This window comes from Bradyrhizobium sp. CCGUVB23 (assembly GCF_024199885.1).
GTDB lineage: Bacteria > Pseudomonadota > Alphaproteobacteria > Rhizobiales > Xanthobacteraceae > Bradyrhizobium.
Genome location: NZ_JANADQ010000001.1, coordinates 7667403 through 7692560, shown reverse-complemented (window position 1 = coordinate 7692560; position 25158 = coordinate 7667403). Strand labels below are relative to the sequence as shown.

General features: G+C 60.6%; 21 protein-coding genes and 2 pseudogenes. 10 read left to right on the top strand and 13 right to left on the bottom strand.

Translation table 11 applies throughout. From position 1 onward, the window contains the following. Nucleotides 1-3: 3 nt before the first annotated feature. Nucleotides 4-1038, bottom strand: a complete 1035-nt coding sequence (locus tag NLN62_RS35785) for an ABC transporter substrate-binding protein (RefSeq protein WP_254111925.1) — start codon at nucleotides 1036-1038, stop codon at nucleotides 4-6. A gap of 271 nt (nucleotides 1039-1309) precedes the next feature. Between NLN62_RS35785 and NLN62_RS35780 the strand changes: the two genes are divergently transcribed. From NLN62_RS35780 to NLN62_RS35770, 3 genes are all read left to right on the top strand, one after another. Next, nucleotides 1310-2209 carry a LysR substrate-binding domain-containing protein gene (locus NLN62_RS35780; RefSeq protein WP_254111924.1) on the top strand — a complete coding sequence of 300 codons (900 nt, stop codon included), beginning with the start codon at nucleotides 1310-1312 and terminating at the stop codon, nucleotides 2207-2209. A gap of 1157 nt (nucleotides 2210-3366) precedes the next feature. Further along, nucleotides 3367-3534: a hypothetical protein gene (locus tag NLN62_RS35775; RefSeq protein WP_254111923.1), complete on the top strand. Its 168-nt coding sequence runs from the start codon at nucleotides 3367-3369 to the stop codon at nucleotides 3532-3534. A gap of 1508 nt (nucleotides 3535-5042) precedes the next feature. Beyond that, nucleotides 5043-5843 (top strand): alpha/beta hydrolase, encoded by an 801-nt coding sequence (locus tag NLN62_RS35770; RefSeq protein WP_254111922.1) that lies wholly within the window; start codon nucleotides 5043-5045, stop codon nucleotides 5841-5843. A gap of 132 nt (nucleotides 5844-5975) precedes the next feature. Here NLN62_RS35770 and NLN62_RS35765 read toward each other — a convergent pair whose 3' ends face one another. Then, nucleotides 5976-6128, bottom strand: a complete 153-nt coding sequence (locus NLN62_RS35765; protein WP_254111921.1) for a hypothetical protein — start codon at nucleotides 6126-6128, stop codon at nucleotides 5976-5978. Nucleotides 6129-6337: 209 nt separating this feature from the next. Here NLN62_RS35765 and NLN62_RS35760 point away from each other — a divergent pair, with 209 nt between their 5' ends. Both NLN62_RS35760 and NLN62_RS35755 read left to right on the top strand, forming a co-directional pair. Next, nucleotides 6338-8128, top strand: a complete 1791-nt coding sequence (locus tag NLN62_RS35760) for an adenylate/guanylate cyclase domain-containing protein (RefSeq protein ID WP_254111920.1) — start codon at nucleotides 6338-6340, stop codon at nucleotides 8126-8128. A 36-nt stretch (nucleotides 8129-8164) separates the two neighbouring features. Beyond that, nucleotides 8165-8542, top strand: a complete 378-nt coding sequence (locus NLN62_RS35755) for a hypothetical protein (RefSeq protein ID WP_254111919.1) — start codon at nucleotides 8165-8167, stop codon at nucleotides 8540-8542. A 168-nt stretch (nucleotides 8543-8710) separates the two neighbouring features. On the opposite strand, the pseudogene NLN62_RS35750 reads toward NLN62_RS35755, so the two are convergent. After that, nucleotides 8711-8923 (bottom strand): annotated as a pseudogene (locus tag NLN62_RS35750) (transposase); the annotation flags it as partial. A gap of 96 nt (nucleotides 8924-9019) precedes the next feature. Here NLN62_RS35750 and NLN62_RS35745 point away from each other — a divergent pair. From NLN62_RS35745 to NLN62_RS35735, 3 genes are all read left to right on the top strand, one after another. After that, nucleotides 9020-9472, top strand: coding sequence for a transposase (locus NLN62_RS35745; RefSeq protein WP_254113323.1), 453 nt, complete (start codon nucleotides 9020-9022; stop codon nucleotides 9470-9472). Further along, entirely contained in the window at nucleotides 9469-9825 is a 357-nt protein-coding gene (gene tnpB, locus NLN62_RS35740; protein ID WP_254107233.1) for an IS66 family insertion sequence element accessory protein TnpB, read from the top strand. Before NLN62_RS35745 ends, tnpB begins: the two co-directional genes overlap by 4 nt. Nucleotides 9826-9947: 122 nt before the next feature. Continuing rightward, nucleotides 9948-11426 carry an IS66 family transposase gene (locus NLN62_RS35735; RefSeq protein ID WP_254113322.1) on the top strand — a complete coding sequence of 493 codons (1479 nt, stop codon included), beginning with the start codon at nucleotides 9948-9950 and terminating at the stop codon, nucleotides 11424-11426. 8 nt (nucleotides 11427-11434) lie between these two features. Here the strand turns inward: NLN62_RS35735 and NLN62_RS35730 are convergent. Further along, nucleotides 11435-12170, bottom strand: a pseudogene (locus NLN62_RS35730) (IS630 family transposase); the annotation flags it as partial. A 444-nt stretch (nucleotides 12171-12614) separates the two neighbouring features. On the opposite strand from NLN62_RS35730, the gene NLN62_RS35725 reads away from it, so the two are divergent. Continuing rightward, complete coding sequence (locus tag NLN62_RS35725; RefSeq protein WP_254111918.1) at nucleotides 12615-14075, top strand: integrase family protein; 1461 nt, start codon at nucleotides 12615-12617, stop codon at nucleotides 14073-14075. A gap of 114 nt (nucleotides 14076-14189) precedes the next feature. Here NLN62_RS35725 and NLN62_RS35715 read toward each other — a convergent pair whose 3' ends face one another. After that, on the bottom strand, nucleotides 14190-15119 hold the full coding sequence (locus tag NLN62_RS35715) for an alpha/beta hydrolase (protein WP_254111917.1): 930 nt from the start codon (nucleotides 15117-15119) through the stop codon (nucleotides 14190-14192). A gap of 252 nt (nucleotides 15120-15371) precedes the next feature. On the opposite strand from NLN62_RS35715, the gene NLN62_RS35710 reads away from it, so the two are divergent. Continuing rightward, complete coding sequence (locus NLN62_RS35710) at nucleotides 15372-15854, top strand: MarR family winged helix-turn-helix transcriptional regulator (protein ID WP_254111916.1); 483 nt, start codon at nucleotides 15372-15374, stop codon at nucleotides 15852-15854. Between the two features lie 41 nt (nucleotides 15855-15895). On the opposite strand, the gene NLN62_RS35705 is transcribed toward NLN62_RS35710, so the two are convergent. From NLN62_RS35705 to NLN62_RS35670, 8 genes are all read right to left on the bottom strand, one after another. Then, entirely contained in the window at nucleotides 15896-16627 is a 732-nt protein-coding gene (locus tag NLN62_RS35705) for an SDR family NAD(P)-dependent oxidoreductase (RefSeq protein WP_254111915.1), read from the bottom strand. A 57-nt stretch (nucleotides 16628-16684) separates the two neighbouring features. Further along, nucleotides 16685-17806: an ABC transporter substrate-binding protein gene (locus NLN62_RS35700; protein WP_254111914.1), complete on the bottom strand. Its 1122-nt coding sequence runs from the start codon at nucleotides 17804-17806 to the stop codon at nucleotides 16685-16687. Between the two features lie 160 nt (nucleotides 17807-17966). Beyond that, nucleotides 17967-19790 carry an ATP-binding cassette domain-containing protein gene (locus tag NLN62_RS35695; protein ID WP_254111913.1) on the bottom strand — a complete coding sequence of 608 codons (1824 nt, stop codon included), beginning with the start codon at nucleotides 19788-19790 and terminating at the stop codon, nucleotides 17967-17969. A 28-nt stretch (nucleotides 19791-19818) separates the two neighbouring features. After that, nucleotides 19819-20514, bottom strand: a complete 696-nt coding sequence (locus NLN62_RS35690) for a branched-chain amino acid ABC transporter permease (RefSeq protein ID WP_254111912.1) — start codon at nucleotides 20512-20514, stop codon at nucleotides 19819-19821. Then, the gene (locus NLN62_RS35685) at nucleotides 20511-21380 is read right to left on the bottom strand and encodes a branched-chain amino acid ABC transporter permease (RefSeq protein WP_254111911.1); all 870 of its coding nucleotides are present in this window, start codon (nucleotides 21378-21380) and stop codon (nucleotides 20511-20513) included. The genes NLN62_RS35690 and NLN62_RS35685 overlap by 4 nt, the downstream gene beginning before the upstream one ends. Nucleotides 21381-21768: 388 nt before the next feature. After that, the gene (locus NLN62_RS35680; RefSeq protein ID WP_254111910.1) at nucleotides 21769-23364 is read right to left on the bottom strand and encodes an NAD(P)/FAD-dependent oxidoreductase; all 1596 of its coding nucleotides are present in this window, start codon (nucleotides 23362-23364) and stop codon (nucleotides 21769-21771) included. 207 nt (nucleotides 23365-23571) lie between these two features. Continuing rightward, the gene (locus tag NLN62_RS35675) at nucleotides 23572-24315 is read right to left on the bottom strand and encodes an SDR family NAD(P)-dependent oxidoreductase (protein ID WP_254111909.1); all 744 of its coding nucleotides are present in this window, start codon (nucleotides 24313-24315) and stop codon (nucleotides 23572-23574) included. Between the two features lie 42 nt (nucleotides 24316-24357). Next, entirely contained in the window at nucleotides 24358-25152 is a 795-nt protein-coding gene (locus tag NLN62_RS35670; RefSeq protein WP_254111908.1) for an SDR family NAD(P)-dependent oxidoreductase, read from the bottom strand. Nucleotides 25153-25158 lie beyond the last annotated feature (6 nt).

The window sequence follows — 25158 nt, the reverse complement described above, 5'->3', positions numbered from 1 at the left end:
GCTCTAGCGCTCGACTTCGCGGTTCCACCGCTTGGTCCACTCCTCGCGCTTCTCGTTGATGACGGTCCAGTCGGGGTTATAGAGTTTTGCCGCACGCTCGCCGATCGGCGCCATCTTGCCGAGCTCCGGCGGCACGACGAGCGATTTCAGCACCGGACCGTAGCCATAATCCTTCAGCATCACGAGCTGGATTTTTGGATCGAGCAGCATCTTGATGAAGCTCGCCGCGAGCGGCGAAGCAGTGGACTTGGCGATCGGACAGGCGGTGGTCAGAAGGGTCGCCGCGCCTTCCTTCGGATAGACGAAGTCGACGGGGAAGCCGGTGTTGGCAAAGCTCTGCACGCGCCCCGTGCCCCACACCGCGATGACGGCCTGGCCGGACTGGAACAGCTCGGTCATCTTGCCCGGCGACGGCTCATAGGCGAGCACGTTCGGATTGATGTCGTTCTTGAAGATCTTGAAACCCACATCGACATTGGCCTCGCCGCCGCCGTTCATCTTGGCGAGCATCACCAGCGCCTCCAGGCCGTAGGTGTTGTTGATCGGCGGGATCACGAGCTGCTTTGCGTATTTCGGATCCTTCAGATCGTTCCACGAGGTCGGCGGCGCCCAGCCTTTCTCGGCGAACACCTTGGTGTTGTACATCAACCCCGTCGCGACCAGACCGATCGCGACAGCACGATCGTCCTTGAAGCGCGCTGCGTCGTAGAGGTCGGCGGGCAAGCCGTCGAGCTTGCCGCAGAAGCCGAGCTGGATCGCCTGATACATCGGGCCGTCGTCGACGATCGCGACGTCGATCTGCTGATTGCCCTTCTGCGCCTGGAGTTTTGCCAGTGTATCGGTCGAGTTGCCGGCGACGTATTCGACCTTGACGCCGTTCTCCTTCTCGAAATTCGGGATCACCTCGTCGCGGATCGTCTTCTCGAACGAGCCGCCATAGCCGGCGACATAAAGCGTCTTCTGCTGTGCCGAGACGACCGACGGAGCCGCGGCGAGCGCCGCGATGCTGACCGCTGTCAGAAGGCTGAGAGTCTTCATAAGGACCAATCTCCAATACCGGGATGAGGTGACGTGTCGACGATCAGACGGCCGAAGCGCACCCGCGTTCCCCTCGGCGCAAATCCCGCTCCGACCAGGGCTCCGGCCCCTGCTCACGGGTTTTGATGCGATCGGCAGGCTTTTAGGCCCCGATCTGCCGAAAAAGCGGGCTGTCTCCAGCGCTGATGAAAAAGATCGCAGAGCTATACTTCCATCGTCCAATGAATAATGGCACCCTCTGCATGCCGAAATGTTATGAAGAGCATACGGAATGGCGCGGATCAATTCGCGGCAGGTGGAAGCCTTCCGCGCGATGATGCTGACCGGCAGCGTGACCGAGGCCGCGAAGTTGATGGTCGTGACGCAGCCGGCGGTCAGCCGGCTACTCCGCGACTTCCAGGCGCTCTTGAAGATGGAGCTGTTCGAGCGGCGCGGCACGGGGCTCGTGCCGACCGCAGCCGCAACGGCGCTCTATACCGAAGTGGAGCGGTCCTTCGTCGGCCTCGAACGTATCACTGCCTCCGCCGAGGAAATCCGCGGCCGCCGCACCGGCTCATTGCGGATTGCCGCGTTGCCGGCGCTCGCGAACGGTTACCTGCCGCGGCTCGCCGGGCATTTCCTGAAAGAGCGGCCCAACCTCAACCTCGCCTTCTTCGGCGTGATCTCGCCGATCGTGGTCGACTGGGTGCTGAACAATCAGTGCGACATCGGTTTTGCCGAGGTGCCGATTGCCCATTCCGGCCTGCCAAGTCTGCGGCTGCCGCCGCTGGCGCGCGTCGCGGTGCTGCCGGCCGGGCATCGTCTCGCAGAAAAGGAAGTGCTGGAGCCGCGCGATTTCGAGGGCGAGACGTTCATATCGCTCTCGGCGGGATCTGCGAGCCGGCATCTCGTCGACCAGGTCTTCCACCGCAACGACGTCCGCCGCGTGCTGCGCGTCGAGACCACGCTTTCGGAGATCATGTGCGGAATGGTGTCGTCGGGACTTGGAGTTGCGATCTGCGATCCCTTCACGGCGCAGGAGTTCTCGACCCGCGGCGTCATCGTGCGCCGCTTCCTGCCACGCATCGACTTCGAATTCTCCGCCGTCTTTCCTGCCCAGCGCAGCCCCTCGCCGGTGGCGCTCGATCTGGTCGAGGTCCTGCGGCGCGCGCTGGAGGAGATGGAGGGATGAGTGAGCGCGAGATGGCTTGGCCTGCGCCCGCCTTCGCCCTGCGAAAAAGCTTCGCCTCGCGCGCTGGGGCCGTTCCCTCTCTACTGCCACTCCATTGAATGCCCGAAGGGACAAGCGATTGGCTGACGCGGACGCGGTGTTCCCAGCCATTGCCGCATTCCCTGGGAAAAACTGGCAAAAGGCATTTGAAAGCCAAAAATGCCATCTAATCTCTGCATGATGAGTCGGGGGTTAGCTGTGGGCGTTTATTTGTTATCCCTCGCCGCCTGCCTGGTCGCTATGCTTCTCTTTTTGGCATTCTGCCGATAAGGCCGACAGCGGACACATTTGTTGCCACTAGTCCTCAACCGAACGCGGAAACGACGGTTCCTTGAGGATGTTTTTGACTGTGCAGGAATGAGCGCGTTCACTCCCGTGAGGAGGTGGATGTTTTGCTCGCCTGGATCTTCGCTCTTGTCGTTGCCTTAAGCGTGGCGGTTCTCGTTGCCCACGTGATTGACGCGATGCGTACTTGATTGCGCGATTGCAGTCAGTGCAGGTATTTGAGTGCGCTCCATGGCCGCTATGATCTGTCAGCTGGTCTAATGGGTCGTCCGCGATCTCGATGGGGTTAGGTTCGGAGCACCACCCTTAGCCTTCGGTACGCAATGGCTCGGCTTGCATGCCTCGGTGGCTTGTGCACTCGGCCCGAGATAGTCGGCCAGCACTGACAACAAGCCAGCAACGAAGGCCGCGACCAACACGCATACCGTGAGGCTAATTGCTCCGCGCAACAGCAGTTGTCTCAATTCGATGACCACCCCGAGTCCCCCGCAAACAAATCTTGCCCGGCTGGCTGGTATCTCTGAAAATCCTTAAGTCGATCTTGAGACCCACTCGGAGCTAAAGGGTCCTTTTATTTTGGACTCGAGGCGGATATTGGCCGCCCTAGCTTTCCCGGTTCCAATGACTTCCCGCTTTGCGCTGTCGCGTCGACGCCACACTCACGATGTTCCGCCCGGGAACAGACTTTCCAGACTCAACGACACCGCCGACTTCTGGAATCATCCTCGTTAGCCGGGGCTGGAAGTCGCAATTTATCGACGGTCAATTTTCCCGGATGGCCGCAGGAAGGGGTAGGCCTGCGGCCTTTTCAACTACATTCATGAAAGCGGGGAATGGTGACAACAGTCATAAAGAATTTGCTTTCACGGAAGCAGGCGCTTGTTGATCAGCTTGGAAAGACTAGCGCCGTTGACGAGCGAGAAAAAATCGAAGGTCAGCTTGAGCAGATCAATACTGCCTTGCATTTTCTCGACAAGTCCGAACCGAAGAGCGGAGAATGACCGTCTGAACGGCGCGAAGTAGCTCGACCTCATCGTCGCTGAAGCGCACCTGCATATCAATGATGGAAGGCTTTGGCCGGAGGATGCGAAAGAAAAGGCGGGCCTTTTTCGGATCCGGATACCCCCGAAGCCCCCGGCTCCGTAAGGCCCACGTCAGTTTGTCACCATAAGATCACCCGCTTCCTTAGCCGGAGGGTCGGATGGCAGTCAGACCCCTGTTAATGGCTCTTTGCATTTTGCCGTTGAGCGCCTGCCCGGCGCTTGCCAAAGGAAGTGGCTCTAATTCAGACCCTCCTTGGAATCACGAGCACATAGACGTCTTGCCTGCCGACGTTCGCCAATACATCGCAGAGATCTGCAACGGGCCGCCTCAAGCCCAGCACGACTTCGCGACCTACCTACCGAGCGAACACCGCTGGCGCATCAATCTTGAATACCTTCGGTGCGACGGTCTCCGTGATGGCTTCCGACGAGGCAATCAGTGTCTCGATGTGGACTTCGTACAAGTTGGCTCACACTTTCGGCTGGTCAGAACCCAATATGCAGCCTGTGGGTTCTGACCTGTAAGCCTCAGCTGAAAGAACGGAAATCAGGCCCGCCAGCGTGAACCGGCGGGCCTTCGCAACTCCCGACACTGTCACAAGACCGTGGCATGACCGTTGCATATTAAACCCAACTGGGATTTCAGTGCCCAGTTGGAGATTAGATCGCTGCGGGGACCCGTGGCATTTCGAGCCCGGCAGCCTGATTTCTTGTTGCTCCATGGCGCACGCACACATGCGCAAGGTAAGAACAAAAGGGCAAGAACATGAGCGATAACCTACCGTCTGCGCCGAGATTTATGGTGCGGCAGGCCTCTCAGGGCTGGATGGTCTACGATCGACAACGTAAAGGGCCCGCATTAGTCGGGGCTAATCTAGCTCCAGCGGTCAATCTGACGAAAGACCAGGCCGAGCGCGTCCAGCGGTCGCTAGCCGCCGGCCTTGGGCCGCAAGCCATCATCGTGTCAAATAGATCCGATCGCCTCTTCGTTAGTCGTTAGCGCTATGTGTGCCCGCTCCAGTTTTAGTCTCTAGACCGCCGTTAATGCGCCGCCAAAGCTCCCACGGGGTGCCAGCCGACACCGTTTGGGCCTTCCGTTTTGCCGTAGCGTCGTTGGCGCATTCAAACTCTACCGCACCGACCAGGTTGCCGCGTTCATCCAGAATGTGGAGACGGTAATGGGTCATTGCACATCCGTGCTTAGGCCCGACATTTTCTATCCCCCTGCTAAGCGAGCTTTGCAAGCCCCATGCATTCCAATCGGACACTGGCACTAAAGAAAGCCCGCCATTGGCGACGGGCTCAAGGCTAAGGGAGAGTAAGACGCCATGAAGGCGCACCCAAAGCGTACGGCGATTCCCAATGATGCGCTGTGTCGCAATTCACACTGTGGACAAGAAAGCATCCCTGGCGCTGAAGAATAAGCAAGGGCTGGGGACGGCCTTTCGCTTGGCGGCCGCTCCTTCATGGATCATCTCGCCGTGCAGGGCTACGACGTCTTTGCACTCGACGTACGCGGTTATGGCGGATCGACCCGGCCGCCGGAGATGAACGCACCGGCGCAGGACTCCGAGCCCCTTGTTCGCACCGATGTCGCCGTGCGCGACCTCACCAGTGCGGTCGAGCACATCCTCAAGCGCCGCGGCATCCCGCGCCTCAATCTCGTCGCCATGTCCTGGGGCGGCTCGGTGGCCGGTGCCTACACCGCTAGCAACAACGGCAAGGTCCTGAAGCTCGCGCTGATTGCGCCGCTGTGGCTGCTGAAAACCCCTGCTCCGATCGATTCTGGAGGTGCCCTCGGCGCCTATCGCAAGGTCCCTGTGCTGGATTTCAGGGAGCGCTGGCTTGCGGCTGCGCCGGAGGCCGCGCGTGAGAGCCTTGTCCCGGAAGGCTGGTTCGAGCGCTGGGCGGAGGCCTCACTCGCAACGGATGCGCAGGGTAATGCCGAACGCCCCCGCGTGATGCGCGCGGTGAACGGTCCCATCCAGGATATCCGCGACTACTGGGCTGCCGGCAAAGCGTTCTATGACGCGAGCGATATTCGCGTCCCAGTGCTCCTCGTCCACGCGGAATGGGACCGGGACGTGACCATGGCTTCAACCCAGGACTTCTTCCTCTCGCTCAAGCGGGCGCCATATCGGCGATGGGTGGAAATCGGCGAAGGCACGCACATGGTGCTCCTCGAAAAGAACCGCCTGCAGGCCTTCGATGCCGTCAGTCAGTTCCTCGCCGAGGCGTACGCTCCGGCCGCTACTCCGCGAGGATGACCCTCGGCCCGCGCCATCCATGATTGCGTCGTATGATGGCGTCGCGCTCGGACGCCCGACAGGGTCTGCGACCGACATCCCAGTGCGCGGAGCTGGCCGCGCATCTGGACCGACGCGCGGAGGGAACAGGTGTCAGTTGAACAGATCCGGCTCCGCTTCGGTGATCCAGTCCCAGAGCGGCTGGAAGCTGAAATAGCCGCCCCTGTGCGTCCCCACCTGGCTTGAGGTCAACTTGGCGATCTCATGCGGGATCGGCTTTGTTGTGCCGGCCGCGTCCGCAAGCAATTGCGTCCGCGCCCCGGCTGGACACCCGGAACAGGATATTGCCAGGACGACCGCCGCCGGACTCTGATCTTGACGGGGAAAAAATTTCGATTTGAGACCAATATTTTTTTGACCTCTTCCTACGGATCGGCATGATGGCTGCGCGAGTGGCAAGTTTGGCACTCCCCTCTGATCCGCCGTAGAGTGAGCCCTGGGTTGGATTGCATGCCATGGTGCAAGAGCCGCCCATCCGAGTTGAACGTCGGTTGGCGGCGATATTGGCCGCTGACGTGGCGGGCTATTCGCGGCTAATGCATCATGACGAAGAAGCCACGCATGCCAAACTGACAACGCTCCTCGCGGACGGTGTCATACCCGCAATCTCCGCACACGGCGGTCGCATCGTGAAGAATACGGGTGACGGGTTCTTGGCGGAGTTTCCAAGCGCGGTCGAGGCCGTTCGCGCCGCTGTCCAATTCCAAAGCCGCATCGGAGAACTTACAACCGCCGATGCGGAAGACAGGCGGATAGCTTTCCGTGTCGGCATCAATGTTGGCGACGTGATTATCGAGCCGCACGACGTTTTTGGCGACGATGTAAATATTGCGGCGCGGCTTGAAAGCATCGCAGAACCCGGAGGCATTTGCATCTCGTCCTCTGCTTACGACCATATCCGAGGCAAGATCAGCGCTGAGTTTGTTGATCTGGGTGAGCAGAATCTCAAAAATATAACCCGCCCGATCCGCGCCTATGCAGCGGTCCTGGATGGGCGCAGCCCGACGACACAGGTTGACGGCATCAGGCCGGGCCCGCTTCCGCCACCTCGTCTTTCAATTGTTGTGCTGCCCTTCGCCAACGTCAGTGGCGATCCCGAGCAAGACTACTTCGTCGATGGTGTGACGGAGAGCCTTACTACGGACCTGTCACGCATCGCACGCTCATTTGTGATCGGTCGACACACCGCTTTTACATACAAGGGCAAATCGGTTGATCTTAAACAGATCGGTCACGAATTGAATGTCCGCTACGCTCTAGAAGGCTCTGTGCAGCGTGGCGACAGTCGACTGCGCGTAAATGTCCAGTTGGTAGACACGGAAACGGGCACGCATCTTTGGGCCGATCGTTTTGACAAACCTATTGGCGATCTATTCGACATGCAGGACGAGATTGTATCGCGGCTTGCGAACACACTGAAAGGCGAACTAATTGCGGTAGAGGCGCGGAGGTCACAGCGCTCGATACACCCCGATGCAATGGACCTGAATTTTCAAGGCCAAGCCTACATTTACAAGGGGATTACCGCCAAGAACATGAGCACAGCGCGCCACTTTTTCAAACGTGCTTTGGCAGTCGATACCCGAAGTGTCTCGGCGCTGGTCGGAATGGCAATGGTCGATCTTCTAACTGCGGCTGGCTTGCTGAGCGAGGACCGGATCGCACGGTTCTTAGCCGCCGAAGAAATGGCGAACGACGCCTTGTCGATTTATCCTAACCATGCAACGGCTCATTGGGTGCTGGGTGGCGTCTACATCTATACGGACCGTGTTACGCAAGGGGTTTCCGAATGCGAAGAGGCGTTGCGGCTCGATCACAACGCCGCCTGTGCTCATGGTTTTATTGGTTTGGCCAAATACTATATGGGTCGGGCCGCCGAGACAGAAGGCCATATGCTTGAAGCCCTCCGCCTATCTCCCCGCGACAAAACTGTCTACTTGTGGACGAGTTCTGTGGCGATAGCCAAGTTACAACTCGGTCTAGACGCCGAAGCCGCAGTCTGGCTACGACGAACCGTTGAAGCCAATCGCAATTTTGCTTTCGGGCATTTTTTGCTCGCTGCTACGCTAAGCTTGCTTGGTGCCCTCGATGAAGCGCGAGCCGCCGTGAGAGCAGGACTTGCGCTCGACCCAGACTTTACTATTCGGCGCATCACTGCAACCCGGCTAAGCGACAATCCAACTTACCTTACTGGGCGGGAGCGCATCTGTGAGGGTATGCGCCTAGCCGGGATACCGGAGGGGTGACGCCCGTAATCTGACAACGCTGCGGAGAAGCCTACCATGCAGTTGTCTAAGGTCGCCGCTTTAGCGCTTATCGTTGACTGTCTAAGCATACTGTCCGTGTCTTCGGCGCAGGCCGCTCCTGAATGTTCAGTTTCCGGGACACTGACGGATTGGGGCGAGAATTCGACCGCCGACATTGACCTCACGTCCGGGGGAAGTTGCCAATTTCCAATCAGAATGCGCGGCACGGTAAGTGGCTCGGACATCTCTCAAAAGCCGTCACACGGCAAGCTGAAAAGGCTCAACCCGTCTACGTTCGAATACAAGGCGAAGGCCAAATATAAGGGGAGCGATAGTTTTGCCATCAAAGCAACGGGTCAGGGGCCGACGGCTTCTGGCACGTCGGTAATCACTGTGCACGCGACGATGAAATAGCGTCCATTGCAGCGTTTGGAGGCGGCATGACGCCACGATACCTCGCGGACCACGGCGATGGTTTCAACCGTACGAACGGGGACTGTTACCACCAGCGTTACACCTGATCGGAGGGTGGTCGCTCGCCGAAGCTCGTTTGATTCGCAAATTTACTAAAGCGTGATGGCATTAGGTTCGATAGCCTGAATTTTCGAGGTAGTTCGCGCATTCTCCAGGGGTGAATGCCGTCAGAACTTCACCGATGGCGGCGCAGACCGTATCGACGGTTCGGGCGGCGGCCTTTCGGAGCAGATGTTTGAGCTTGGCAAAGACCTGTTCGATCGGGTTCAGGTCGGGCGAGTATTTTGGCAGGAAGAACAGTTTGGCGCCGGCGGAGCGAATGAGCGAATGAGCGTAAGCGTCGTTCCGCTCCCACCTTCTCGCGGCACATGGGATAGGCGAGTTTCACGATCTCTTTAAAGGGATCGGCCTGTGTCTATGCTTGACCATACGCTTAAGTCGGACGTGACGGCGCGCCGGCTGGAAGTGATCACGGAGACGGGACGCCGTCGTTGGTTCTCGAAGGACGACAAGGCCCGGATCGTCGAGGAGACGCTGGTACCAGGCGCGGTCGTTTCCGAGATTGCCCGACGACACGGGCTGACCCCACAACAAGTGTTCACCTGGCGCCGGCAAGCACGCCGGTTGCCGACGCCGATGGCTGACGATCCGCCGTTTGTACCGGCGGTGGTAGACGCCATGGTACCGGCCGTGGCTGTTGGCCATGAGCGCAAGACAGCGCGACGCAAGGCCAAGCCGGATGTCCGGGCTCGCCCTTGCGATGCCGGGGGCATCGAGATCGAAGCCGAAGGCGTCACTATCCGGGTCGGCCGCGGTGCGGACGTGGCGATGATTGCGGCCATCGTCCATGCGCTGAAGGCAAGCCGGTGATCGGCCCGTCCGGAACTGTCCGGGTAATGGTGGCAACCAAGCCGGTCGACTTCCGCAAGGGAATGGAGGGGCTTGCGATGCTTGTACGCGAGCACATGAAGGCCGATCCGTTCTCGGGTGCTGTTTATGTGTTCCGTGCCAAGCGGGCGGACCGGATCAAGCTGATCTTCTGGGACGGTACGGGTTTGTGCCTGTTCGCCAAGCGGCTCGAGGAAGGCGTCTTCCGCTGGCCGAAGATCGAGGATGGCGTGATGCGTTTGTCGGCGGTGGAATTGTCGGCGCTGCTCGAAGGGCTCGATTGGCGGCGTGTCCACGCGGCACGGGAGACGGTCGTCCCGACGCAAGCCGGATAGTTGTGGGCCGCGCTGCGGCGAAGTGAATCAGGGGCATCGAGCACGTCGTCAGGCGAGCGCGAATATGCTCTGATTTGCCTGTGAGCGATAACCTTCCTGATGATCCCGAGACGCTGAAGGCGATGCTGCTGGCCGAGCGGCACGAGAGCGAGCGGCTGCGCCAGATCATCAAAGAGCTGCAGCGTCATCGCTTTGGCCGGAAGGCAGAGTCGCTTCCCGAGGAGCAGATGCTGCTCGGTCTCGAGGACGTCCAACAGGTTGCGGCCTATACGGAAGCCAGCCAGGACGAGACAGCACCGGAAGGGCGAGCGGAGCGCGCACGCAAGCGCCGCAACAATCGCGGAGCACTACCGGCGCATCTGCCGCGGATCGAGGTCGTGGTCGACCTCGACGCCAAGACCTGCCCCTGCTGCAAGGGCGACCTGCACCAGATCGGCGAAGACAAGAGCGAGCGGCTGGACATGGTGCCGGCGCAGTTCCGCGTTGTCGTCACCCGACGTCCCAAATACGCCTGCCGAGCCTGCGAAGATGGCGTCATGCAGGCCGAGGCTCCGGCCCGCTTGATCGAGGGCGGACTGCCGACGGAGGCAACCGTCGCCCAGGTTCTGGTGTCCAAATATGCCGATCATCTGCCGCTCTACCGGCAGGCCCAGATCTATGCCCGCCAGGGCATCGCTCTCGATCGATCGACACTGGCGGACTGGGTGGGGCATGCCGCCTTCCATCTGCGCCCGCTGCATGAGCGCCTTCTCACGGTGCTTCGCGCGAGGTCCAAGCTGTTCGCCGACGAGACGACGGTGCCGGTGCTCGATCCAGGCCGGGGCCGCACCAAAACCGGCCAGCTCTGGGCCTATGCCGCCGACGACAGGCCCTGGGGCGGTCTCGATCCGCCAGGCATCGCCTATGTCTATGCACCCGACCGCAAAGCCGAGCGGCTGTTCAGCCATCTTGCCGGCTTCAAGGGCGTCCTGCAGGTCGATGGCTACAACGCCTACCCAAAGCTTGCCGAACGTGGCGAGGTCGAGCTCGCCTTCTGCTGGGCGCACATGCGGCGCAACTTCTACGAACTCGCGACAGCCGGCCCCGCTCCGATCGCGAGCGACGCGCTGAAGCACATCGCCGCATTCTATGGGATCGAGAAGGAGATCCGCGGCCGCAGCGCGGAGGAACGTCGCCTCGTGCGGCAGCAGAAGAGCCGACCACTGGCTGATGCCTTCGAGGTATGGCTGCGCGCCAAGCTGGCTCTCATCAGCCAGAAGATCAAGCTCGCCGACGCCATCCGCTACGCCCTCTCGCGCTGGCAAGGCTTAACTCGCTTCATCGATGACGGCCGCATCGAACTCGACAACAATACCGTCGAACGATCAATCCGTGGCATCAAGCTCAGTCGCAAAAACGCACTATTTGCTGGATCCGACGGTGGTGCCGAGCACTGGGCTGTCGTCGCGTCCCTGGTCGAGACCTGCAAGATCAACGACGTCGATCCGCTCGCCTATCTCACCGATGTCCTGACCAGGATCGTCAACGGGCATCCAAACCGCGACATCGACCAGCTACTGCCCTGGGCCTACCGCGCTCAAGCCCTCAAAGCCGTGGCCTGAGAACGACGCTTACGAATGAGCTGGCGCACGAGCTTGCTTTTGTGGCTGCCGAGATTGTCCATGACCACGATATCGCCAGGGCGAAGGGTCGGCAGAAGAACCTTCTCGACATAAGTCCGAAAGCTTACGCCATCGATTGGTCCCTCGATGAACCATGGCGCATCGATCCGGTCATGGCGCAAGGCGGCCAGGAAGGTCATGGTCTTCCAGCGTCCGTGAGGAACCTTGGCCGGAAGTCTGTGCCCGCGTGGGGCCCATCCCCGCAGCGGAGCCATGTCGGTCCTGGTCCAGGTCTCGTCGATAAAGACCAGCCGCTCAGCTTCGACGCGACCTTGATACTTTGCCCACTGGGCTCGCCGCCGCGCGACCTCGGGACGATCGCGTTCGCCAGCCGCCACGCTTTTTTTTGAAGCTGAGCTTCTCGGCATGCACGAAGTCCCACACCGAGTGGTAGTCGATCTTCAGACCGCGTCCGGCAAGCTCGGCAACGAGCCCGCGTATGGTGAAATCGCCGTCCTTGATCCGTTGCGACAGCCAGACCGCGTGGTCTCCCGAAACCGCCTTCGGCTTGTGACCGCCCATCTGGCCCGGAGCAACGCTGCCGGTCTCATCGACCCGCTTCATCCAGCCAATTGCCGTGCTGATCGCGACCCCAAACTGCTTGGCTGCCTGATTGCGGGACATCCCGCCCTCGATCGCGGCCACGACACGCTTGCGAAGATCCAGAGAATAAGGCTTGCCCATCCATGCTGGCCTCCGCCCAGCCAGCATGGTGAATCAGAAACAGCCTGATTTGGGAATCCCAAATCGATTCAACCTAACCCCATCCCGCTTTAGCAAAATCAAGATGGTGGGGGAGGCAGGACTCGAACCTGCGAAGCCATGAGGCGGCTGATTTACAGTCAGCTCCCTTTGTACCGGAGAGGCCTTGATGACGCGGGCAAGCGAGGCACTGCTGGCGGGCATCCGGACGCTCCCCAGACCTCTTTAATAGCACTCACAGCAGCCAATTCATTAACAAAATAGAGCAGTTAATTCCGATTCACTGCCCTCCCGGATTTGCGTTCCAGGAAACGAAGAGCTACAAGCAGCGGATTCCACTCTGGAAATCCGAACGTGAGCGCGTTCCGCTTCAAGTGACCCAAAGTGACCCACAGAATGCCGAAGTGACCCACGGAGATTTTGGTGATGGCCGTTGTTCTAACCGTCGAGCACGTCCGCAAGGCGCTGCGTGATCACCGTGCTGGCAAAAGCAGATACGATCTGCTCGATGCCGCGGTGCGCGGGCTGGCACTTCGGGTAGGAAAATCGGGCTGCCGATGGTCCTTGAGGCTGCGTTGGGGAAACCAGCAACGCCGCTGGGATCTGGGTGCCGTGGCCGAACGCGACCACGAGGGAATTGTCCTTCAGACCGCCAGAAACTGGGCGTTGGAGGCGAAGGAGCAAGCCCGGAGAGGCATATTCCCTGAGCCCTTCCTGGACCGTCTCACAGGACGGACCGCGCCTTCGGCTTCGTCGGCCCGGCCCCGACGACCCGAGATGAGGTGGGAGGCCGCGGTGGCGAGCTTCTTGGACGTCCTCTACGATCCCAAAAAGCCCGAAGCGGCGACCCATCGGCCGGCCACCAGAAAGGACTATGCCTCCAAACTCCAGACGCTCGAATTGAACCGCTTCCGTGGCCGGCCGGTCGCGGCGATCACACGAGAGGAAATAGCGGAAGCCGTCAACACGACCTGCAAACGAGCCTATGACATGGGCTGTGGCAGCCTGCGCTCGCTCAAGTCATTTTACGGATGGTTGAGGGACCCAGCCCGGGTCCGAGAGACGGGCGTTACCGTGTCAATCGCGGACCTCAGACCCCCTCCCCGCCCGCGCTCCGAATTCGGTGCTCCGGGGATAGCCTTCGACCCCCAAAGCGAGCTCCGCGGAAAGGCCCCGCCGGAAATCGAAATCGGTCGGCTCTTGGCGATATCCAGGTCAGGCGTCTTGCCTGAGCCCGTCAGCCTGGGATTTCAGCTGCTGCTCGCATCCGTGCAGCGTCGGCGTCAGACCATCGGGGCAGATCGCCGCCGCATCTTTACGTTTGAAGAGGCCCCGGACGAACGGGCCTGGTTCGTGCCGCCGTTCTTCAGAAAAACTCGCAAAAAGGGATCGCGAAGCCACTTAGTGCCTCTCGTGGGGTTCGGCGCGATAGCCCACGATCGGCTTGCGGAGTTGGCCAAGGCCGACGGACGGCCGTGGCTCCTGCCCCACCGAGATCGAACGATCGACGCTCCCGCCGGCGTTAACTTGCTAAATCGCTGGATCGAACGGTTGCCGGGCATTTCGTGCTCCACCCATGGCGGGCGTTACGCCTTCGCGACGTACGGACCGCGCGATCTAAGTTTCGCGCGGTCAGAAGCACGACTTATCCTTGATCATTCGGAAGGACTAGAACCGGATGATGTGACCGGCCATTTCTACTGCAACGATCCTGCAATCGCGCGGAAGCGTGAGATGATGAACCGTTGGACTGCCTGGCTCGAGCATTGGTGCTCGGAGGCAATACGCAAAGACGGGCTGTTGTCTGACCCTGCCGCACTTCGAGGGGCTTCGGTCGAAAAGCGGTCGCGAGGATCATGCGGCAGATCGCGCGGCGTGCCTGCGTGAAGTGATGTGACCAACAGAAATGACCCAGGCGCCTTGGCCGCAATGTGCCGACCAGCGGGCTCACGCGACGGGTAAAACCCGGCATCGACGTTGACCTCAAGAACTTGAGCGGTACTAAAAGCTCTGGAGCCACCTTCCGATGTCGAAGAGCGCGCCCTCGGTCGTGGGAAACTGAGGGCCCATGGTCATAAATCCATGGATCTGTCCTGGAAAATGACGATGAAACACGGGCACAGCTGAATCGGAAAGCTTTGTCACATAGGCCGCCCCCTCGTCTCCCAACGGATCAAATCCTGCCGTCACTACATAGGATGGGGGAAGACCGACAAAGCTCTTCGCAAGCAAAGGCGATGCGCGCCAGTCCTTCTGCTCCTCCGCGGAACTAAGATAGAAGTCTCGAAACCATAACATTGTGCTTCCCAGTACAGGAAGCCCGGGCGCATTCAGCCCATGCGATGGAAAGCTGAAGCTCATTTCGACAGCCGGGTAGATTAGCAACTGGAACGCAATGTCCCGAAATCCTTCATCTCGACGCTGATGAGCGGTAGTAGCCGCAAGGTTAGCTCCCGCGCTGTCGCCCCCGATTCCGATTCTGCGAAGATCAAGCCGCAGGGCTGACGCATTTTCAAACACCCATTTTGTCGCCGCAATTGCGTCATTGACGGCTGCTGGAAACCGGCTCTCAGGTGCAAGCCGATAATCAAATGCGATAACGTTGGCCTTGCCTGCGATCGATAGCTTACGGCACAAGATATCGTGTGAATCCAGATCGCCTAATACCCATCCTCCGCCGTGAAAAAACACCAGTGTGGGCCGCGGTTCCGCGTCGCTGCCCGGGCGATACAGTCGCGCGCGTATGCTTCCTTCCGACGTCTCTGCAACGATGTCACGGGCCTCCGCGATTGCTGGCGGGACTATTGCAGCCGCCCTCCTCGTTGCCGCCATTGCCTCGCGAGCCTGCACCGGGGTCATCGTTTCGTAACGCGGGAGATTTAGTTCGCGGAGACGCGCGACGAGCGCGGCACAATCCGGGTCGAACGACATGGCTTCTATTCCTCTTGGGATTCACTGTTGCAGATCTTGATGAACAATCCGATTTCACGCCCTTCCTGATTCAAGAAGCACATCATCGGTGGCCCGTTTGTCGGCTTCTGCTGCTTCGCTCGTCCACGCCTGGATGACTATCGACGCGACTTGCTCGCCGACCGTCCAATGATCACTTGCCGTCGACGAATTAACCGGCCAATAGTTGCTCAAATCGACAACCCGATCGTTGGCAACCAGAGACCTCTGTGCATGACCACCAGGACGACAAGCAGCAAGCATAACCATCTCTATCTCGAGAAGTACGTGCCTGGCTTGTTGCTCTGGCTTTCGAATAAATTGGCGGGGAGTGCCTCCCAAGTTTATCGGAAACAGTTCGGCATCAATATCGTCGAATGGCGGATACTGTCCTACCTTGCTGTTTACGAGACTGGAACGGGCGCGCAGATGAGCCAGTTGATGGGATCCGACAAGGCTGGTGTCAGCCGGGGCGCGGCTGTTCTTCAAGACAAGAAACTGATCAAGAGCCAGCAAGGAGTCGGACGAAATCTCGAGTTCATGCTGACGGCGAGGGGCATGGCCATGCACGATCGGATCGTTCGCCTGGCGCTCGCCCGACAGGACGCGCTGCTGACAGGGTTGAGCAAGAGCCAAGTCGATGACCTCGTCGCATACCTCAATGTCCTGCTGCGCAATCTTCCGGCTGTCGAAGCGATCGACGCCACCAAGTACTGAAGTCGACTCCCCGTGCGCCCGCGCCTGAGTGTTGGTCCGCCCTAGAGAGATAGCGCACCGTCCATCGAGATTTCGGCGCCAGACATGTAGGCGCTCTCATCGGAAAGCAGAAACAGCACGAGATGCGCGACATCCGCTGCCGTCCCCATTCTATTCAACGGAATGAGCCCGGCCCTCCGTTCCAGATCCTCGCGAGACCGTGCGCCCAGCATCTCGGTATCGATCAGGCCGGGATGTACGGAGTTAACCCGGATGTCGGACGATGCGAGCTCAATCGCGGCGGCCTTTGTCATCCGTCGCACGGCCCACTTCGTGCCGACATAGGCAATGGCGTTAGGGATTCCCTGCAGTCCCGCCGTCGATGAGATGTTGACGATCGATCCGCCGTTGCAGCGTTTCAAAAGCGACGCCGCCGCCTTCATGCCAAGGAAGACCCCGAGCTGGTTCACTCGGAAATGCGCCTGCATCAATGCGGCGCCTGTCTCCTGGATCGTGGCCGGTCGGTAAATGCCGGCATTGTTGACGAGACCATTGAGACCTCCCAATTTCTCGCAACGATCGATCGCTGACTGCCAGCTCGCCTCGTCGGACACGTCCAGACGTTGAAACACCGCACGTGATCCGAGACTCGCAGCAAGGCCACTCCCCTCCTCTTCACGCACGTCGGCCAGCACCACCTGCGCTCCCTCCGCGACGAGCAGGCGCGCCTCCTCGGCACCCTGCCCGCGCGCAGCGCCGGTGATCAGCACTATCTTGTTGTCGAAGCGGCCCATTCGGCAATCTCCCGTCAGAACGGCCCCGCAGATGACCTGCGGGGGCCGTCCGCCAGCTCAGAGAGTCTCCATTGCGCAGCCGATCTCGTCCTTCGGACCGAACAGCTGATCCAGCTCGGCTGCGCTGACGACGGCCTGTGTCTTCATCTTGAGCGTATCCCACTGGTCGGAGGGATTAGCCTGGGCGGTACCGATCACGGGCCGGCGGATCAGTTGGTGATCCCACTCCCTGAACGAGACCGTCGAAGACCCAACCTTGAACTTCAGGCTCTCGAGCGACTCGACGAGCTTGTTGGCATCGGTCGACTTCGCCTGCTCCATTGCCGCCAAGGCAAAGCGGGTCATGAACCAGCCGAGCCAGACACGATCCGTCGGTGGCTTGTTGTTGACCTTGCGGTAGGACTCGACCAGCTGGTTGTCTTCGGGCGGATTCGACGGATCGTTGAAATACCAGGTCTTGCCATAGATACCCGTCAACGCCTCGCGCGGCACGCTCCAGAGATCGGTGTCGCTCACGGCGGGGCCCGCAACGGCTACCTGTCCAGTCATGTTGAATTCTTTCAGCTGCTTCAGGATCGGGCCGACATTTGCAAGGCCGCTGACGAGGACGTCGGGCTTGGCCTGCCTCACCTTGAGGATGAACGAGCTGATGTCGGTAGTCTCGACGGGCACCCGGTCGACGCCCGCGATCGTTCCGCCGGCCGCTTTCAGAATATCGCCGTAGGTCGACAACACGTCGTCGCCGAACGCGAAATTTGCGATCAGGAAATACCACTTCTTGCCGACCGCAAGAAGTTCCGGCGCCATCGCGCGCGCGTAGACCGGCACTGATGCCGGAGCGCGGAACATAAATCGGTTACATGCCTTGCCGGTAACTTCCCGCGCCGCCGCGTTCAGCCCGATAAACGGGACGCGGCTTCGTTTTGCGACGGCACCCATCGCGAGCGTGTTCGCGCTCGATGTCCCACCCAGCACGATCGAGACCTTGGTGTCCTGAATCAATTTGGTGATGTTCTGCGTCGCGCTCTGCGGGTCGGACTCGTCGAGCCAGGTCAGCTCGATGTTCCGGCCCATGACGGTGTTGTTCGAGTCCCTCAACGCCAGCTGGAGGCCGGCCGCGAGATCCGCGCCCTGCTGCACGAACGCGCCCTGCTTTGCGATGACAACGCCTATCCGCACGGGTTCCTCGGCGAGCGCCCTGCTGATGAATGGTGCTCCAAACGTCAGGGCGCCGCCCGACGCGGCCGCTGCTCCGAGCAAGGTGCGGCGTGAGATTCGGCCACCATTCAGTGTTGATTTCCGCCCCTGATCTTCCATGTCGTTTCCTCTGCTTGTGTTGTTACAATTTGCGAACCCGGCCTTGAGCTGGTTCGACCTCCTCATGCGCAATTCCGAGATACTTGGCCTGCAACGCTTGGTCGGCGGCCAGCACGGCGGCCGCGCCCTGGAACACGACGCCGCCGTTGACCAGGACGTAGGCGCGATCCGCCACGTCGAGGATCGCCGACGCATCATGCTCGACGAGCACGAGGCTGGCTCGCGAGCGGAGTTTGATGATCGCCGCCATGATGTCGTCAACCACGGCGGGAGCCAGTCCCTCGAAGGGTTCGTCGAGCAGGATGAGCCGGCTCGGAGCCATGAGCACCCGTCCGATCGCAACCATCTGCCGCTCGCCGCCGGACAGGTACTGCGCCTTCACGTCGCGCCGCTCGCGCAGCTTCGGGAATAGCTTGTAGACCTCTTCGACCGGCTCCCCTCCCGGACGCATAGCGAGCCGGAGATTTTCTGCGACCGTGAGATTCGGAAACAGCCGGCGCCCCTCCGGGACAATCGAAACACCCTTGCGATTTATCTCGTGGGACGGCATGCCAACCAGCGACTGCCCGTCGAAACGGATGTCCCCGGAGCTTACATCGCAGGACCCGAGAATGGCGCGTAGCGTCGTCGTCTTGCCGACACCGTTGCGTCCGAGGATCGCGACGACCTCGCCCGCCCTTACCTCCAGATTGATACCGTTGAGAATCCGGCTGCCCGCGTAACCGCCGCTCAGCCCGGACAAGTCGAGAAGCGGCGCTGAAGACGCACCGGCCTCCTCCGCGGCGACTCGACCTGCGGCTGCGCCCGGACGGCCAAAACTGTGCTGCTTGCCCAGATACGCCGCGATCACTTCGGGATTCCGCGCTATTTCCGCCGGCGCGCCGTCAGCAATGAGACGGCCATTGTGCAGAACCGTGATCCGATCGGAAATCGCCAAGACACGGTCGATGTCGTGCTCGACAAGGAACACTGCATGCTCCTTGCTGAGGCGTACGATCAGATCCGTGATGATCTGACGGTCGTGCTCGGCGAGGCCTGCAAGCGGTTCATCCAGCAACAGCACCTTGGATTTGATCGCCAGCGTCACCGCGATTTCGAGCAGACGCTGCTCACCGTGGGCGAGGTTCTCGCACAGCGTCTCGGCCCGGTCTGCCAGCCCGACCGTATCAAGCAGCGTCCATGTGCGCTGATTGAGCTCTTCGATCCCGTAGGCATCCTTCCAGAAGACGAACCTGCCGGACGTACCCACCTGTACCGCAATCCTCACGTTTTCGAACGCCGACAAGCGGGGGAATATGCGAACGATCTGGAATGATCGTCCGATTCCCATTCGGGCTCGTTGATGAACCGAGGTCCGCGTGATGTCGCGTCCCTCGAAATATACGCGGCCCGCGCTCGGCGAGAGCACGCCGGAAAGCATGTTAAAGAACGTCGTCTTGCCTGCACCATTGGGACCGATGAGGCTGTGCAGGCCACGCGAATTTATCTGCAGATCGATCTCGTTGGCGGTCACCACCGCTCCGAAATTCCGCGACAGCTTCCTCACCTCGAGGATGGGCCCGATCTTCACTTTATCGAAACTACCTGGATCGTAGCGCCTGATCGACGTGGGCCGCGACGGAATGCCGTCGCTCACCAGCGTATACCGCGGTCGACGGAAAAACCGCTGATAGAGCCCGTGCAACCCATGCGGCGAGAACAGCGCCAGCACCATCACGATCGGCGCGAAGAACAGCCACCAGTTCTCGATGAACGAGCTCAACACATCCTGCAGCAACAGGAACGTGATGACGCCCCACAACGGCCCCAGGAAATGATGAACGCCGCCCAGCACATTCGCAAGCAACGCGTCGCCGGCATGCTGCCAGTTCAGATTATTGGCATACGCCCCCTGGACCAGGAACGCGAGCAGCCCCCCCCGCCAGCCCGATCACAGCGCCCGACATGACAAAGGAACAGAGCTTGAGGCCATACACGTTGTAACCGAGGCTCCTCGCACGGTTCTCGTTCTCCCGGAGCGCCTGGAATGTACGACCAAGCGGCGAATGGCCGAACCGCCAGATTCCCCAGAGCACGCACACCGCGATGCCCAGGCACAACAAATGAAAGGCCTTCGGGTCCTTGATCAGGACACGCGGAACGTCCTGGAGTCCGTTCTCGCCACCGGTGACCTCAGTCCATTTAAAGGCGATCTCGAACGCAATCTGGGAGCAGGCCAACGTCAGGAGCGAGAAATACAGGCCCCGCCTCAGGAGCACCAAGGCGCCCAGAACAATTGCGACAAACGCCGTGAGCACCACGGCAAGCGCGAGCGCCTGGAGTTCATTGCCGACATACCGCAGCGCTGCGATCGCCGCGACGTAGGTCGCGACGCCAAAGAAGACCGATGCACCGAAGGGCACGAGACCGGTGTAACCCAACATGATGTTGAGGCCGGCTGCGTAGAGGACGTAGATCACGATCTCGGTGACGATCGATAGATGGGCATTCGTGACGAACGCGTAGGCGGTCAGCCCGCCCAATACGACCAGCAGCGCGAAAATCGGGTTCTTGAGGACGGCCCGGATCATTCGAAACGCTCCCACGCCGTTCCAAACAATCCGCGCGGCCGCAGCAGCAGCACGACGGCCATCAGGATGTACATTGCAATGCCAGACAGTTCCGGCGCGAACTGCACCGAAAGGGCTGTCACGATGCCGACTAGGAGCCCAGCCACGATCGCACCTGGATACGATCCGAGCCCACCGATGGTCACGATCACGAAAGCGGGCATGCTTGCAGCCGACGACATCGCCGGCGTCACGGTCCAAAGCGGCCCGGCGAGCACGCCGCCCGCACCTGCGAGGAAGCAACCCAATGCGAACGCACCGGTGCGCACTCTCGGGAAGTCGATTCCTATCCAGCCGAGCATTTCGGGATCGCGGCTGCCCGCGCGCAAAATCCTGCCGTAGGGCGTCAACGCGAAAAACGCCCAAAGGAGGCAGAGAATGACGACCGTAACGGCGAGCACGGCCAAGCGGTAAGTCGTTAGCAGAATCGGCCCGATCTCGACGATGCCCGCAAGCGAGGACGGCGGGCTCATCGGCAGCGCTATCGTTCCCCACACCGAGCGGATTATTGCCTCGACGAACAGCGCGAGCGCAAACGTCACGACGAGGCTCAGCAGCGGACCCTCGCTGTAGAGACGCCTGACGACGAGCTTCTCGCAGAGCACGCCAACGATCGCGACACCAAAAGGTGCAAGAATGACACCGGGCCACCCGACCATTCCGATGATCATCACCGCAATGTAAGCACCGAGCGCGAAGAACGCGCCGTGGGCAAAATTGATGATGCCGAGCAAGCCGAAGATGATCGAAAGTCCAATCGCAATCAGGATGTAGAGGACCCCGAGCACGAGACCGTTGGCGAGCTGCGAAACGAGTGCTTCAAGCATTGCCGCGACATCCTGCCGGGGCCCTATGCGACCGCCCCCTCGCAAACGCTGCGGGTACTGCGGTGCGACGATACGTCGGAGCGTCGAAGACACCCGTCACCGGTCCCAACGGATCTCGCCCCCACACGGTCATGAGGAAGCGACGCCAGCAAAAGCGACGCAAGTCACGCGCATCGATCAATCTCCTCCCACTCAGTTACGCCTGTTATTCGATATTGTTGAGATCGCAACATTGCACTGGCCTGTGCATGGCGCCCTCGCCGCGTCACGACGCCGCGTCGACTTCAAACCTCATTTTACGTTCACTTAAAATCACGATCCGCACAGCTCGACCGGACCCAACTCTCCCAGCGAACAGTCGCCAAGCGTACGTTATCGCGCAACGACGCTACGCGAGACCGAACCCTTCATAGTTCTTCCGCGCCACGTCCGCGATATACTCGAGATAAACTGCCGCACCACCGAGATACGGCATAAAAATCCGCGGCTTGCCCGGAATGTTCGCGCCGACATACCAGGAGTTGGCGTTGGGCATCATCGTTTTACTGGCGAGATCGTTGGAGTGCGCGACCCACCTTGCTTCCGCTTCGGCGGTCGCCTCGATCGCCCTTCGTCCGGCCTTCTTCAGATGCGCGATACAATCCGCGATCCAGTCGACGTGCTGCTCGACGGAAGTCACCATGTTGGTGAACACGGATGGACTCTGCGGCCCGGTGATCAGGAACATGTTCGGGAAGCCAGCAACAGTCATGCCAATGTAGGTCTTGGGCCCTTCTGCCCAGCGATCCGCCAGCCTCACGCCGCCCCGCCCAGCAATGTCAATTCGCTTGAGCGCGCCGGTCATGGCATCGAACCCTGTGGCCATGATGACGACATCCAAGTCGAACGACTGAGACTTTGTGTTCAGACCTGTCGACGTCAGACGCTCGATCGGATCGGACCGCACGTCGACCAGCGTCACGTTGCTGCGGTTGAACGTCTCGAAATACGCAGTATCGACGCAGATCCGCTTGCCACCGATGCCGTAGTCCGTTGGCATCAATTTCTTGGCCACCTCCGAGTCATGCACCAGCGCACCGATCTTGCCTCGCACGAATTCGGACGCATGAGCGTTGACCTCGGGGTCACTGGTCATGTCCGGATAGGCATACATGAAACTGATCCCGCCGAGCTGGGTCCAGCGCCGCTCAAACTCGGCCTCGCGCTCTTCCCTACTGACGTCGCGCCCCGGCTTGGTGCCGGCCATGTTGAGCGTATTGTTGCGCGTCTTTCGCGCGGCAACGCGGCGCTCGGGGTAGTTGTCCTTCCAGGAACGCTCATACTCCGCACTCATCGGCCCGTTCAACGCCGGAATCGAATAGTTCGGCGTGCGCTGGAAGACATGGAGATGCGCTGCCTGCTCGGCCAACTTCGGCGTCGCCTGGATGCCTGAAGAGCCGGTGCCGATCAAACCGACCCGCTTGCCCCTGAGGTCCACACCCTCATGTGGCCAGTCCGAGGTCCGGTAGATCGGCCCATTGAAGTCCTTGAGACCTGCGAAATCCGGCACCATCGGAATCGACAGGCATCCGGTAGCCATGATGCAGTAAGGAGCAACGAAGACTTCGCCGGCTTCGGTCCTGACTTCCCAGGCGCAGCTATTCTCGTCGAAACGCGCCGATACGACCCGCGTATTGAGTTGCACGTCGCGCTTCAGGTCGAGGCGGTCGGCAACGAAATTGATATAGGCGAGAATCTCCGGCTGCGGCGCGTACACTTCGGACCACTTCCATTCCTGCTGTATCTCATTCGAGAAGGAATAGGAGTACTGCATGCTTTCGACATCGCACCGCGCGCCCGGGTAGCGATTCCAGTACCAGGTCCCTCCGATCGAGTCGGCGGCCTCGAGCACTTTGACCGAATAGCCGTCCTGACGCAGCCGGTGCAGCGCATACAGGCCACCAAATCCAGCCCCCACCACGATCACGTCAACTCCGACAGTCATTTCGGGTAATCCTCCGTTAGCTTCTCTGCTCGGCCCTCACCGCTTGTAAGCGCATATATACAGCGTATGTTGAGATCGCAACATAAAAAACGAGATGACGATCATGCGCAAAATTCAATGGAAGGCTGCTATGTTGAGATCGCAACACTCTAAGACCTGTCGTGCGTCGAGGCTGGCAGAGGCGTTCACCTATGCCGGGATTGAAGGCTAGATTGCGGTATAGCCTCCGTCAGCGTTGATGCAGGCGCCGGTGATGATCGACGCTCGGTCGCTGGCGAGAAAGGCCACCACCTCTGCGATCTCTTCGGGCCGGGCCAGTCGTCCGATCGGCTGGCGTACCAGCATCATCTGCCGGGTTGCCTCGGGAAGCTTCGCCAACAGCGGCGTGTCGACGTAGCCCGGCGAAACACAGTTCGCCCGAATGCCTTGCCGCGCGTAGGTCAGCGCAACCGAGCGCGTGAGATTGACCACCGCGGCCTTTGCGGCGGAGTAGGCGTTGCTGTTCTCTTGACCGACGTGGGCGAGAATCGACGCCATGTTGACGATCGCTCCACCGCCCGTCTTCAGCATCGCGCCGGCGGCAAATTTGTTACAGATCGCAACGCCGGTAAGATCGACGTCAATCACCCGCCGCCATTCGGCGAGATCGAGCTCATGGATCGGCGACTTACGCTCGGGGATGCCGGCATTGGCGACCAGGATGTCGAGCCGGCCAAAACGCCTCACGGCCGCCTCCATCAGCGCCGCAACGCTGACCTCGTCGACCACATCCGCTCGCTGGAATACCGCGGTAGAGCCGGCCGCGGCGAGTTCCTCGGCAAGTACACCGGCACTCTGGGCAAGATCGCCGAGCACAATTTTCGCGCCCTCGCTGGCGAAGAGGCGCGCAATCGCCTCACCGATCCCCGAGCCCGCCCCCGTGACGACGGCGACCTTTCCCTTCAGCAGCATCGACCCGCTCCCAACCCCGTGTTGTGCCTGTTGCCTCAGCGCTCAGCTCTTCTCGAAGCCCGGGCGCGGGATGACGCCCATAATGGTTCGGGTAAAGCCGCCATCGACGACGATCTCCTCACCAGTGATATAGCTCGTGCGTTCGCTAGCAAGGAACACCACCGCATCGGCGATATCCTCTGGCCGCCCGATCCGCTGCGCCGGCACCAATGCGCGCCGCGCCTCGTGAACACCCGGTGCCTGATAGATGCCTTCCGTCAACGGCGTCCGGATCATACCCGGGCTGACCACGTTGCTACGCACGCCGCGCGGCCCCCACTCCACGGCGAGCTGACGGGACAGCATGACGATGCCCGCCTTGCTCACGCTGTAGGCGCCGCTGTAGCTCTGCGGAAACGATGCCGCGATCGAAGCGACATGGACGATGGCGCCGGCTCGCTGCTCGAGCATTGGTGCACCGAACACGCGCGCGCACCGCAGATAGGCAGTGAGATTGAGCGACAGGATCTTGTCCCAGTCCGAAAGGCTCGTCGCATCGAGGCCACCCGGTAGCATCGTGCCAGCGTTATTGACGAGGATCGCGGGAGATCCAACCTCCGCCGTCACTTGTCCGGCGACCCGCGCAACGCTCTCATCGCTGGTGACGTCGCAGACGAAGAACTTCGCCCGACCGCCCTGTTCGCGAATCTCCGCCGCGACAGCCGAGCCGGCCTCGTTGCGATCGAGCACGACCACATCGGCTCCGACCGCCGCAAGAGCGAACGCGATGGCACGCCCGATACCTGCGCCGCCGCCTGTGACCACGGCGACCTTCGCCGAAAGATCGATCCACGCCATGTTGGC

Excerpts from the sequence above, each read along its gene's own strand:
- NLN62_RS35770 (WP_254111922.1), top strand. The coding sequence starts at position 5,043 with ATGGATCATCTCGCCGTGCAGGGCTACGACGTCTTTGCACTCGACGTA.
- NLN62_RS35685 (WP_254111911.1), bottom strand. The coding sequence starts at position 21,380 with ATGCTTGAAGCACTCGTTTCGCAGCTCGCCAACGGTCTCGTGCTCGGG.
- NLN62_RS35745 (WP_254113323.1), top strand. The coding sequence starts at position 9,020 with ATGCTTGACCATACGCTTAAGTCGGACGTGACGGCGCGCCGGCTGGAA.
- NLN62_RS35775 (WP_254111923.1), top strand. The coding sequence starts at position 3,367 with ATGGTGACAACAGTCATAAAGAATTTGCTTTCACGGAAGCAGGCGCTT.
- NLN62_RS35710 (WP_254111916.1), top strand. The coding sequence starts at position 15,372 with ATGACCACCAGGACGACAAGCAGCAAGCATAACCATCTCTATCTCGAG.
- NLN62_RS35780 (WP_254111924.1), top strand. The coding sequence starts at position 1,310 with ATGGCGCGGATCAATTCGCGGCAGGTGGAAGCCTTCCGCGCGATGATG.
- NLN62_RS35755 (WP_254111919.1), top strand. The coding sequence starts at position 8,165 with ATGCAGTTGTCTAAGGTCGCCGCTTTAGCGCTTATCGTTGACTGTCTA.
- NLN62_RS35760 (WP_254111920.1), top strand. The coding sequence starts at position 6,338 with ATGGTGCAAGAGCCGCCCATCCGAGTTGAACGTCGGTTGGCGGCGATA.
- NLN62_RS35690 (WP_254111912.1), bottom strand. The coding sequence starts at position 20,514 with ATGATCCGGGCCGTCCTCAAGAACCCGATTTTCGCGCTGCTGGTCGTA.
- NLN62_RS35680 (WP_254111910.1), bottom strand. The coding sequence starts at position 23,364 with ATGACTGTCGGAGTTGACGTGATCGTGGTGGGGGCTGGATTTGGTGGC.
- NLN62_RS35735 (WP_254113322.1), top strand. The coding sequence starts at position 9,948 with ATGCTGCTGGCCGAGCGGCACGAGAGCGAGCGGCTGCGCCAGATCATC.
- NLN62_RS35785 (WP_254111925.1), bottom strand. The coding sequence starts at position 1,038 with ATGAAGACTCTCAGCCTTCTGACAGCGGTCAGCATCGCGGCGCTCGCC.
- NLN62_RS35670 (WP_254111908.1), bottom strand. The coding sequence starts at position 25,152 with ATGGCGTGGATCGATCTTTCGGCGAAGGTCGCCGTGGTCACAGGCGGC.
- NLN62_RS35725 (WP_254111918.1), top strand. The coding sequence starts at position 12,615 with ATGGCCGTTGTTCTAACCGTCGAGCACGTCCGCAAGGCGCTGCGTGAT.
- NLN62_RS35715 (WP_254111917.1), bottom strand. The coding sequence starts at position 15,119 with ATGTCGTTCGACCCGGATTGTGCCGCGCTCGTCGCGCGTCTCCGCGAA.
- NLN62_RS35705 (WP_254111915.1), bottom strand. The coding sequence starts at position 16,627 with ATGGGCCGCTTCGACAACAAGATAGTGCTGATCACCGGCGCTGCGCGC.
- NLN62_RS35675 (WP_254111909.1), bottom strand. The coding sequence starts at position 24,315 with ATGCTGCTGAAGGGAAAGGTCGCCGTCGTCACGGGGGCGGGCTCGGGG.